Origin of the sequence: Pseudomonas sp. 67(2021), from assembly GCF_017491835.1 — a bacterium.
Taxonomy (GTDB): domain Bacteria; phylum Pseudomonadota; class Gammaproteobacteria; order Pseudomonadales; family Pseudomonadaceae; genus Aquipseudomonas; species Aquipseudomonas atacamensis.
Window position 1 is genome coordinate 81,735 of the sequence record NZ_JAFGYL010000009.1, and the last position, 11,987, is coordinate 93,721.

Sequence of the window (11,987 nt, forward strand, 5' to 3'; positions counted from 1 at the left end):
TCCAGACATGCACTGTTACGGGGCGCGCAACAGTGGGGCGCCCATGAATGGCGCTGATGATGCGCCATCCAGCCAGCCCATGAACCGCTCAAGGCCCCGCGCTACAAGGCCATTCATCCTTTCGAGCGACAACGCAAATACCTCCTTGGTGCGCTTATCGACCGCAGCGACCGGCAGTAGGGTGGGGCCTTCTGTCACTCACCGGGGAAGACGCATGACAAAAACAACAATGCGCGCCATCTTCACACCGCAGGCGCTTGCCGCTGCGGTGGCTCTGGGTTGCGGCGCCCAGGCGCACGCGGTCGCCTTCAACATCGGCGAAATCGAAGGCACCTTCGACTCGTCACTTTCGGTCGGCGCGAGCTGGGGCCTGCGCGATGCCGACAGTTCGCTGGTCGGCACGGTCAATGGCGGCAGCGGACAATCGTCCACCGGTGATGACGGGCGCCTGAATTTCAAGAAGGGCGAAACCTTCTCGAAAATCTTCAAGGGTATCCACGACCTCGAACTGAAGTACGGCGATACCGGCGTGTTCGTGCGGGGCAAATACTGGTACGACTTCGAACTCAAGGACGAAGACCGCGAGTTCAAACAGATCAGCGACAGCGGCCGCAAGGAAGGCGCCAAGTCTTCCGGCGCGCAGATCCTCGATGCTTTCGTCTATCACAACTACGCCATCGCTGATTTGCCCGGCACCGTGCGGGCCGGCAAGCAGGTGGTGAGCTGGGGCGAAAGTACCTTCATCGGCAACTCGATCAACAGCATCAACCCGGTCGACGTCTCGGCATTCCGCCGTCCCGGTGCGGAGATCAAGGAAGGCCTGATTCCGGTAAACATGCTGTTTGGTTCGCAGAGCCTGACCGACAAACTTTCGGTCGAAGGCTTCTACCAACTGGAGTGGGACCAGACCGTTCTCGACAACTGCGGCACGTTCTTTGGCGTCGACGTCGCGGCGGACGGTTGCAACAACGGCTACACCGTCGGCAGTCCGGCGGTGGCGCCACTGGTGCCGCTGACCACTGCGTTCGGCCAAGGCATTCAGGTCACCCGCGAGGGCGTGGTGATCCCCCGTGGCGGTGATCGCGATGCGCGCGATTCCGGGCAGTGGGGCACGGCGCTGCGCTGGCTCGGCGAAGACACCGAGTACGGCCTCTACTTCATGAACTACCACAGCCGTACGCCGACGGTCGGCACCACCACGGCGGGGCTGTCGACACTGGCGGCGTTGCCAGGCATGGTCGGCATTGCCAACGGCCTCGCGCCTGGCAGCGGTGCGGGGCTGGCGCAAAGCGTGATGCTCGGGCGCGGTCAGTACTACCTCGAATACCCGGAAGACATTCGCCTGTACGGCGCCAGTTTTTCCACCACGCTGCCCACCGGCACCGCGTGGACCGGCGAGGTCAGCTACCGGCCGAACGCGCCGGTGCAGGTCAACACCAACGACCTGACCCTGGCGCTGGTCAACCCGATTGCCGGCGGCACCGCATCGCCACTCGCTACTTCGCCGGGTGCGGACAACAAAGGCTACCGGCGCAAGGAAGTCACGCAAATCCAGAGCACCCTCACGCACTTCTTCGATCAGGTGCTCGGCGCCGAACGTTTGACTGTGGTCGGCGAAGCGGCGGTGGTGCATGTCGGTGGTCTGGAGTCCCGCAGTGAGCTGCGTTACGGCCGTGATTCGGTCTACGGTCAGTACGGATTCGGCGGCGATACCGACGGCTTCGTCACCTCGACTTCGTGGGGCTATCGCGCCCGGGCGATTCTCGATTACGCCAACGTCATTGGCGGAATCAACCTCAAGCCCAACCTGTCATGGTCCCATGACGTCGCCGGTTACGGCCCCAACGGTCTGTTCAACGAAGGTGCGAAAGCCATCAGCTTCGGCGTCGATGCCGACTACCGCAACACCTACACCGCAAGCCTGAGTTACACCGACTTTTTCGGTGGCGACTACAACGTCCTCGAAGACCGTGACTTCGTGGCCCTGAGCTTCGGCGTGAACTTCTGATCTGCCCGAGAAGGATGACTGCAATGCGCAAAACGATTCTGCAATGTGGCGTGCTGGCCTTGAGTCTGCTGGCGGCCAACGTGATGGCGGCGGTGTCGCCGGATGAGGCGAACAAACTCGGCACCAGCCTGACCCCGCTCGGCGCCGAGAAGGCCGGCAATGCGGACGGTTCGATCCCGGCCTGGACCGGCGGCATCCCGAAAAACGCCGGTGCGGTGGACAGCAAGGGCTTCCTCGCCGACCCGTTTGCCAACGAAAAACCGTTGTTCACCATCACCGCCGCGAACGTCGAGCAGTACAAAAGCAAGCTCTCCGATGGCCAGGTGGCGATGTTCAAACGCTATCCGGAAACCTACAAGATCCCGGTCTACCCGACCCACCGCACCGTGGGGGCGCCAGCGGAAATCTACGAGTCGGCCAAGCGCAGCGCGCTCAACGTCAACGCGATCAACGATGGCAACGGCCTGGCCAATTTCACCGGCAATCGCTACTACGCCTTCCCGATTCCGAAGAACGGCGTCGAGGTGCTGTGGAACCACATCACCCGTTATCACGGTGGCAATCTGCGGCGGATCATCACCCAGGTCACGCCGCAGACCAACGGCAGCTACACGCCGATCCGCTTCGAAGAAGAGATCGCCGTGCCGCAACTGATGAAAGACATCGACCCGGAAAAAGCCGCCAATGTGCTGACCTTCTTCAAGCAATCGGTGACCGCCCCGGCGCGGCTGGCCGGTAACGTGCTGCTGGTGCACGAAACCCTCGATCAGGTGAAGGAACCGCGTCTGGCGTGGATCTATAACGCCGGTCAACGCCGCGTACGTCGGGCGCCGCAAGTGGCCTATGACGGTCCGGGTACAGCGGCCGATGGCCTGAGGACTTCCGACAACTTCGACATGTTCTCCGGCGCGCCGGATCGCTATGACTGGAAACTGGTCGGCAAGAAGGAAATGTACATTCCCTACAACAGCTACAAGCTCGACTCGCCGAAGCTCAAGTACGACGACATCGTCAAGGCCGGGCACATCAATCAGGACCTGACCCGTTACGAACTGCACCGCGTCTGGGAAGTGATCGGCACGGTGAAACCGAACGAGCGGCACATCTACGCCAAGCGCCACATGTACATCGACGAGGACAGCTGGCAAGTGGCGCTGGCCGATCACTACGACGGTCGCGGGCAACTGTGGCGCGTTGCCGAAGGTCACGCGCAGTACTACTACGATCATCAGGCTCAGGCTTACACGCTGGAAGCGCTCTACGACATCATCGCCGGCCGCTACATTGCGTTGGGCATGAAGAACGAAGAGAAGCACAGCTTCGAATTCGGCTTCGAAGCCAAGGCTGCCGATTACACCCCGTCAGCTCTGCGCGCCGAGGGCGTACGCTAACGGCTCTGCTGTACCGCTGGACAAAAGGCGACCGCACGGTCGCCTTTTTTATGGCCATCAATCAGCGTGCTGAATACTTGTCAACAAGGGCGCGGGAGAGGGCTAGGGTGAGCGCACAACGATAAGAAGGCTCACCCGATGACCGCCATGACCCCGTGCCTGGATCGACCCGGATTTTTGCCCAGGCTTTCTTCGCATCATCAACCTCGCAGCCGTTTGAGCGCACCTTTGCTGGCATCCAGCGCGCGGGTGAAGCTGTTGTGCGCGCCCGCGGGCAGTGGCAAAACCGCACTGCTCACCGAATGTCTTCTTCAGGCGCGTGCAGAGTGCGAGGCCATCTGGCTGCCGCTGGCGGGAGCGGCGCTCAGCACTGAAGAATTCTGCCTGCGTCTGACGCGGGCGCTCGGGCTGGTCGAAGGCCTTGACGATACGCAACTGATGGCGGAGCTGGCCCATTGGTCGAGGCCGACTTCGCTGTTCATCGATGATTACAGTCGTCTGCCGGATCCGGCTGTGGATGCGCTGCTGGATCGCTTGCTGGCGGTCAGCAGTCCGGCGCTCACCTGGTGGGTCAGCACTCGGCGCCGGCCGCAGTGCAACTGGCCGCGGCTGTTGCTCGATGACGAACTCTACGAATTCGAAAGCGCCAGCCTGGCGCTGACTCACGATGAAGTGGTATCGGTGCTGCACCATTTGCCGCCAGACCAGGCGGAGCGTGTCGCTGCCCGTATCATCCAGCGTACCGGCGGCTGGTGCGCGGGGGCGCGCATGGCGCTCCTGCAAAAGTGCGACTGGTCGCAAAACCTGCAGCCGCAGCAGCGTGTCGACACTCTGCTCGATTATCTGCAGCACGAACTGTTCAGCAACCTGACCCCGGAGCAGGACGAGGCATGGCGTGCGCTGGCTCATCTGCCACGGTTCAACGCGCCGTTATGCGAGCATTTGTTCGGCCCTGGCGAAGGCGCTCAGCTGCTGCGTGATCTGCAAGTGCTCGGCTGCTTCATCGAGCCTTGGCAAGCGTCCGCTGACTGGCTCCAGGTGTTCCGCCCGCTGTCGCGAATCATCCAGGAGTCGCATTGGCCGTGCGCGCGTTCCTGGCACCGGCGCGCCTGTCAGTGGTTCAGCGCGACGCAGGATTGGCGAGCGGCGTTCGAGCAAGCGTTGTTGGCCGAGGAATACGAAACCGCCGTCAGCCTGTTGCAGCATTTCAGCTTCGAAGACTTGTTCGAAGACCAGACGGTCGTCCTGCTGTTGCGTTTGCACGAGCAGCAAAGCCAGCAGCTGACCCTGATGACACCCCAGCTGATCGTGCTGGTCACGGGCGCCTTATTGTTTGCCGGCCGGTTCGAACAGGCCGGGCAATGCCTGGCTCATCTCGGCCGCTTCATGCCGCAACCGACAGCGCAACTGGAGCAGCAGCTGCTGGCCCGCTGGCAGGCGCAACAGGGATGGCTGTTTCACCTGCAAGGGCAAATGGAGCCGGCACGCGCCTGCTTTCAGGAGGCGTTGTCCGCACTGGCTGACGATGCCTGGCAGGCCCGTGTGATGTGCTTGTCGGGACTGACCCAGCAGGCGTTACTGTGCGGTGAACTCGATCAGGCCCACGCCCTCAACCGCGAAGCGCTGTGCCTGGCGCGGGCTCACGGCTCGTTGCTGTTCGAAGGCTTGCTTGAGCTTGACCATGCGCAATGGCTCGAGCAGCGAGGCGCGCCTTTGCGTGCGGAAAGCCTGCTGGTGGAGATCGAGCACTTGCTGCGTCAGCGCAGCATGGTGCCCACGCCGCTGCTCGGCCGTATCGCCTTGCGACGCGGACGACTGGCGCTGTGCATGGGCCTTGAAGAGCAGGCTGCGCAGTTGTTCAGCCAGGGTCTTGAAGATTGCCTGCGCAGTGCAGACAAACGAGTCTTGTACGGCTACCTCGGGCAGGCGCAACTGGCCGGCAATCGCGGCGATTATGCCTGCGCTTTCGAGCGCCTGCGCGACGCCGAAAGGGTCATGCAGCAGCGGCAGATTCCCGATACGGTCTATCGCGGTGTTGTGTTGCAGGTCAGCAGCCAGTTCTGGTTGCAGCAGGGCCGACCGCATCTTGTGCAAGAAGCGTTGAGCCGACTGTTACGGCATTACCGGGGACCTTCTGCGTTGCAGGCGCCACCCGCGACGTTCGAACTGATTATTCGCATCGAATACCTGCTGGCCTGCGCGAATGCGCAATCGGTCCCTGACGAAACCGCTCTGCCCACCATTGAACGATTGCTGAAACGCGCTCAGGCCAAGGGCATGTTGGCGGCAGAAACAGAGTTGCTGCTGGCCTTCGCCCAGTTGGCCGAATCGAACGGTGATGCGGTGGCGGCGCAGCAAGCTTTCCAGCGAGCCGCAATGCTGGCGGAGCGCTGCCGGTTGCAGCAAGCCATGCGCGAGTGGGAATTACGCCGAGGCAGTGTCGGCACGGCGTGTGGCAAGCAGATTCCTGTCTGGCTGAGCGATAACGCTGATCACGCCCCGGGCCTCAGTCGACGCGAGCGCGAAGTGCTGACATTGATTGCTCAAGGTGCTTCGAATCAGCAAGTTGCCGAACAACTGTTTATTTCATTGCATACAGTAAAAACCCATGCGCGACGTATTAACGGAAAGTTGGGTGTGGAGCGCAGAACTCAAGCGGTGGCAAAAGCAAAGTTGATGGGGATACTGATTTAGTTTGTGAAGTTTTGCAGTACAAAAGATTGCATGTGTTTGTTGGCATGTTTTGTAAATTGTTCTCCCTTCAAGTTGCCTGGAAAAGAAACTACCTTGCAACTATCTACAGTGGCTGTGTTCGCAGCTCTGGATAGTCAAGTAAGGAAAAGATGTGGTCAAGTTATATAAAAGTCTGATGCGTGGTTCTTTGGGTGAGCAAGTTACCTGGCCTGAAGAGTGGGAAAAGGCAATCCAGGCAAAAGAAGATCTTTTCAAGATCGTCGACGCCATGCCGAGCGTGCTGGATATTCTTCGCAGCATGCTTGGCAGTGAATTGAAGCGTTTGGGCAAGACAATCGATATTGACAAGGTTTATATCAATACGGACTCGGCTTTTCCCGATAATGGAAGTCGTCCTTCTGGCACTCTTTGGGAAGTGACTGTTCATTGTCTTGATAATAATGTCAGCCCCGCTTACATAATGGGCGGTGATGGGGTTTATTCTCTGCCGGACACCCGGAATGAGCAGTTCAAGATCAGTGCTCTCAATGTCCTTATTGTCGAGGATCTGATTGCTGCGGTGACCACCGGGTTGCAAAAGACATTGCAAACCGAGATCGCAAAGTTCTGGGCGGCGCCAGCCAGGTCCATGCGACCGGACACGGCACCGTTGTCCAATAAGCAGGCTTTCATCGAAGCCTGCGCCGTGGTCACCAGTGCAGAGCTTTCGCTGTCGGTCATGGCCAACAATTTTGACGCCTGGTTGGGCGAGCGATTCGCTCATCTGCTTGAAGCAGATGGCGGTCGCGCAGCGTTTGAAGTCAGGCTGCAACCTGAACAGGATTACCTGCTGTCGCTTCAGCCTTGTTTCGTTCTGGACAACGCCGAGCGTGCGGATGCAGAAATGCCGCTGGTGAATGAGTCAACCTCTTATCTCCTGCATACGCCGGAAAACGGCTTTGAATTTTTTGAAAAAAATATCGATCTGCATAGCAAACTTCAGCAGCGACTGTCCCTGGGTGGAGACCAGATCAGGTATCTGAAAGCTGCGCAAAGTCCTCATGCATTTTGTGCCGAGGCTCACCTCAAAGGTCAGCTTGAAAGTGTTTCACTCTTGATCGGTGGCCAGGAACAACTGGCAAAACCGCTGACGTCCATGCTGCAGGACAATCAAGGCCTGCATGTGCTGCGTTACGGCATCGAAACCCGCTTCTATCTGCTTTGGGCTGCATTGAAACGCACCGATTGGCCGCTATGGCTGCATGCCGCTGGTAGCGATATGCAACAGCGCTATAGCGAGCTTGAAGAGTCGCGGGATCAATACCAGGCTGTCTACTCAAACACCTTCAATGCATGTTTTTCATTCAAGGATTATGTAGTGCGCACATTCACCGAATGGGCGGACAGGGTACTTGGTGAACAACTGGATCCGGAATCGATAAGTGTCCATAGCTCGTACAGTCTGCAAATTGCCGGGCGTACTATCGAACAGGAAGAAACCCGAACGCTGACGGAGTTTATTGTTTTCGGGCTGCACGACACTGGTTTTAAAGCGGCTCTGACTATCATCGGCGCTCCTGCCGGAAGTCGGCTGACGGCAGTAGCGCTTGAACAGTGGCTGGAAAATCGTAACCTGCGACTGGAATTTACCGGCAGTCTTGCATACTCGCCCTCGGTGGCTTACCAGGAGGCTTATCGCAACTATCTCTGCAGTCAGATGGAGTTCGCGGCTTTTGTTGCTCGTCACTCCGGGAAACTGGATTCCACTGATGCCAATATCATCGCGCGGGCCATGGCCAATGATCCTGCGGTGACTATTCAGGGGTTGAAAATCAGACTGCAAGCGCCAGCGCTGAAAGACGTTCTGATGATTTCGGCCAAAGAATACGTGCCGTCGCTGATGCTGGTCAAAACAGCTGGAGGACAATTCGAACTGCAGAAATTTCCCGATATCTACGCCGCGAACCGCTGGCTGGAGTCGGCATTGTCGGCGGATCGTGAATACGCCGCATTGATGATCCATCCCGACTACCTGCAAGAGGCGGGTGAGTTGCTTGGCAGCGCTGGCACTCAACTGAGCTATCGCTACACGATTGATAGCCGGCCGGTCGATTTTTATCTGAACGCCAAAGCACCGTTGGCGGACTACGCGAATGTCGCCTACCGAGCCGAAGTTGCCCTGCACAAAGCCATTGCACCGGCCGGTTATCGCGCGCTTGGCTTCGAGGGCCGCAAGCGCTATTCGCGTCTGAGCACCGAATTCAAGGCACTGTCCATGGTTGAGGCGCGAGACAATGGTTTTCCGACATTCGAGCAATTCACTTACGACTCGGTGAAAGCTCAGATCGAAGACATTTTGCGTTCGCGTGGCAGTTACGTTTCGGTCAATCCCGACCAGATCATTGTGCAAACCGAAGACTTTCGTAAGAGCGTTACCGACGTTTTGCTTGAAGGACTCGCTTTTGAAGCGGCGCATCCAGCCTACGAAACGAAATTCAGCCCGAAATACTATTTGGTCAATGGCCATCCCATCGTTGAAAAACTGGATATCCGCGACCTTTCCTCGCTGTCGAAAACATTCCGACCCGGCGACAGATATACCGCGATGCTGAAAGAGCAATATCAGAACAAGGCGCATCCTGATTACTCATTCAAACGCGCTGTACACGCCCGGAAAATCCGTTGTGAGATGTACCGTAATGCATTTGCCGACTTCACCAACGGCAGATTAACCACTGAATCTTTCTCTGCTGTCCAACGGGTTATCGACAATCTGAAAGAAGGTGGCGGCTATCCATCAATCGTCAATAGCGTCTCCGAAGGCGACATCGGGCTGTATAAATTCAACATCGGCACGCTGGGTCTGACGGCTGCCGGGGACCGTACAGTGGGTGGCGTCTATATTTTTCGACTGAAGTTATCGTCAGGTTTCTTCGACTTGCTCTATACGCCTGACGCGCCGGATCAAGTCAGCTTCCGGCCGATCGCTGAGTTCATTCCTTCGATTCGTTTTCGGAAAGGCCCGTTCAGGACCTACTACAGCGAGCGGATACTGCTGGTTGACCAGAAAGTGATCAATGACTACTTCGATAATCTGGTCGCCACGGTAGATGCCCGACCGGTCATTCGCACGCAGCAGCGTTCGTTACTGCCCGATCTGTTCACTTTCCACGACGAGCGCGTGCGCCGTGTATTGAGTGACATTGACGAACGGACCACCAGTCTCAATGAAATAATTGCCGCCCTGGTTTATGAAAACCTGTTGAAGGCCGCGAACATCGTCAGCCTGGTGGTGCCACCCGTAGGCACTGTGGTGGTGGCTGTGCAGGTGATGAAAAGCATCTACGACGCGTCGCAGTCGCACCGACGGGGTGATTATTCGGCCGCGCTGGGGCATGTGCAGGATGTATTGAGCGGACTGCTGACATTGGGTCAGGCTGCAGCGGCGGGGGCGCCGGTTAAAGAACTTACCCGTGCGCAACGCTCGTTTCTAAGTCTGTTTGAAGACGCCCGCACGGTCGCGGAACTCGTCACGTATTACACCGGCCATGAAGACCCCGCCGATGAGCTGATCGGTTTCTTCAAGTCACTGATGCAAGAGGGTGACAGCGCATTGAGCAAGACCACGGTGCGTTGAGTCGTTTCGAGCGCACATAAGCATTACTTAACTTTCGTAACCCATGCGCCAACTCACGGCCCGCGTCGCAGCCAACAACCGCTGCGCCGCCGGGCCGTTTTCGTCGGCGTGGAACAGCGAGGTCGGGCCGACGATGGTCAGCACCGCAGCGATCTGCCCGACCGCGTTGAACACTGGCGCAGAAAGCGCATCCACACCCGGCATCAACAAACCATGCACGTGATGCAGACCGCGTTCGCGGATCTGTTCACACAGCGCTGCATAGGCTGTCTCATCCTTGAGCGGATGCTCCGCGACAGCGATTTCCTGCTCGCGCAATTCATCGGTTTCCCGGTGCGGCAGGTAAGCGCTGAACACCAGCCCGGTGGACGAGCTGAGCAGCGGCAGCACCGAACCCAATTGCGTCACCACCGTCACCGCGCGCACCGCCGGTTCGATATGCACCACGGTTGCGCCCTGATTGCCCCACACCGCGAGAAAGCAGGTTTCGTTGAGTTCATCGCGCAACTCGGACAGCGGCAGGGCGGCGACCTTAAGCACGTCCATGCTGTTGAGTGCGGCCAGGCCCACCCGCAGCGCTTCGCGACCGAGGCCGTAATGGTTGGTGGCGGCGTTCTGTTCGGCAAATCCCGAAGCAATCAACGCCTGCAGATAGCGATGCACCTTGCTCGCCGGCATCTGCACGTGTTCGGCCAGACGCGACAGCGAAGTCGACGGTGACAACTCGGCCAAAGCCTTGAGGATGTCGGTGCCGACCTCGGCGGAGCGGACTTTCTGTTTGCCGTTGCTGTCGCTGGTTTTTTCCATGGGGCTGGCGGTTCCGGTTCGAATGGGCGTCTTTATAGCTTGACGCTGGATAGCGAGCAAATTACGTTATGCGTAATCAGATTACGATAATAACAACCCCGGCGTGCCGAGACCTCTGAGCCAGAGCGATGGGCCATTGCCGACTCCCTGTTCAGGAGGCTCCATGAACCTCGATTCAACCGCGCAGGACCTGGTTTACCAGTCCGGCTTCGGCAACGAATTCAGCACTGAAGCGTTGCCCGGCGCGCTGCCCGTTGGCCAGAATTCCCCGCAAAAAGCCCCGTACGGCCTGTATACCGAATTGTTCTCCGGCACCGCGTTCACCATGCCGCGCAGCGAAGCGCGCCGCACCTGGATGTACCGGATTCAGCCATCGGCCAACCACCCGGCGTTCGTCAAACTGGAACGGCAACTGGCCGGCGGACCGTTGGGTGAAGTGACGCCCAATCGCCTGCGCTGGAATCCACTGGAGCTGCCTACCGAACCGACGGATTTCATCGATGGCCTGGTCAGCATGGCGGCCAACGCCGGCGCCGAGAAACCGTCCGGCATCAGCATTTATAACTACACCGCCAACCGTTCGATGGAGCGGGTGTTCTTCAACGCTGACGGTGAAATGCTGCTGGTGCCGCAACTCGGTCGCCTGCGTATCGCCACCGAACTGGGCGTACTCGAGGTGGCGCCGCTGGAAATCGTCGTGCTGCCGCGTGGCCTGAAGTTTCGCGTCGAGCTGCTCGATCCACAGGCACGCGGCTACCTCGCCGAGAACCATGGCGCGCCGCTGCGCCTGCCGGATCTGGGGCCGATCGGTAGCAACGGTCTGGCCAATCCACGGGATTTCCTTATCCCGATCGCCGCCTACGAAAACCTCCAGCAACCGACCACTCTGGTGCAGAAATTCCTTGGCCAGTTGTGGGCCACCGAACTCAATCACTCACCGCTCAATGTGGTCGCCTGGCACGGCAACAACGTGCCGTACAAATACGACCTGCGCCGTTTCAACACCATTGGCACGGTGAGTTTCGATCATCCCGATCCTTCGATCTTCACCGTGTTGACCTCGCCGACCAGCGTGCACGGTCTGGCCAACCTCGATTTCGTGATCTTCCCGCCGCGCTGGATGGTCGCCGAAAAGACCTTCCGGCCGCCGTGGTTCCATCGCAACCTGATGAACGAATTCATGGGCCTGATCCAGGGCGAATACGACGCCAAGGCTGAAGGCTTCGTGCCCGGCGGCGCTTCGTTGCACAGCTGCATGAGCGCCCATGGCCCGGACGGCGAGACCTGCACCAGGGCGATCAACGCCGAGCTTGCACCTGCAAAAATCGATAACACCATGGCCTTCATGTTCGAGACCAGCCAGGTGCTGCGCCCAAGCCGTTTCGCCCTCGACTGCCCTCAATTGCAATCCAGTTATGACGCTTGCTGGGCCTCGCTGCCCGCCACGTTCGATCCGACCCGGAGATAACCC

Annotated in this window: 6 protein-coding genes; 5 read left to right on the forward strand and 1 reads right to left on the reverse strand. The window is 58.9% G+C overall.

Annotated features, from left to right (window positions below):
- Nucleotides 1–214: 214 nt before the first annotated feature.
- From J5M66_RS13630 to J5M66_RS13645, 4 genes are all read left to right on the forward strand, one after another.
- Nucleotides 215–2,008, forward strand: a complete 1,794-nt coding sequence (locus J5M66_RS13630) for a DUF1302 domain-containing protein (protein WP_038860649.1) — start codon at nucleotides 215–217, stop codon at nucleotides 2,006–2,008.
- A 23-nt stretch (nucleotides 2,009–2,031) separates the two neighbouring features.
- Nucleotides 2,032–3,399, forward strand: coding sequence for a DUF1329 domain-containing protein (locus J5M66_RS13635; protein WP_039759308.1), 1,368 nt, complete (start codon nucleotides 2,032–2,034; stop codon nucleotides 3,397–3,399).
- A 138-nt stretch (nucleotides 3,400–3,537) separates the two neighbouring features.
- Nucleotides 3,538–6,093 (forward strand): LuxR C-terminal-related transcriptional regulator, encoded by a 2,556-nt coding sequence (locus J5M66_RS13640; RefSeq protein ID WP_207808481.1) that lies wholly within the window; start codon nucleotides 3,538–3,540, stop codon nucleotides 6,091–6,093.
- 151 nt (nucleotides 6,094–6,244) lie between these two features.
- On the forward strand, nucleotides 6,245–9,709 hold the full coding sequence (locus tag J5M66_RS13645) for a DUF6543 domain-containing protein (RefSeq protein ID WP_123443449.1): 3,465 nt from the start codon (nucleotides 6,245–6,247) through the stop codon (nucleotides 9,707–9,709).
- Between the two features lie 27 nt (nucleotides 9,710–9,736).
- Here J5M66_RS13645 and J5M66_RS13650 read toward each other — a convergent pair whose 3' ends face one another.
- Nucleotides 9,737–10,516 carry an IclR family transcriptional regulator gene (locus J5M66_RS13650; RefSeq protein ID WP_024011648.1) on the reverse strand — a complete coding sequence of 260 codons (780 nt, stop codon included), beginning with the start codon at nucleotides 10,514–10,516 and terminating at the stop codon, nucleotides 9,737–9,739.
- Nucleotides 10,517–10,679: 163 nt separating this feature from the next.
- On the opposite strand from J5M66_RS13650, the gene hmgA reads away from it, so the two are divergent.
- On the forward strand, nucleotides 10,680–11,984 hold the full coding sequence (gene hmgA / locus J5M66_RS13655; protein ID WP_207808479.1) for a homogentisate 1,2-dioxygenase: 1,305 nt from the start codon (nucleotides 10,680–10,682) through the stop codon (nucleotides 11,982–11,984).
- Nucleotides 11,985–11,987 lie beyond the last annotated feature (3 nt).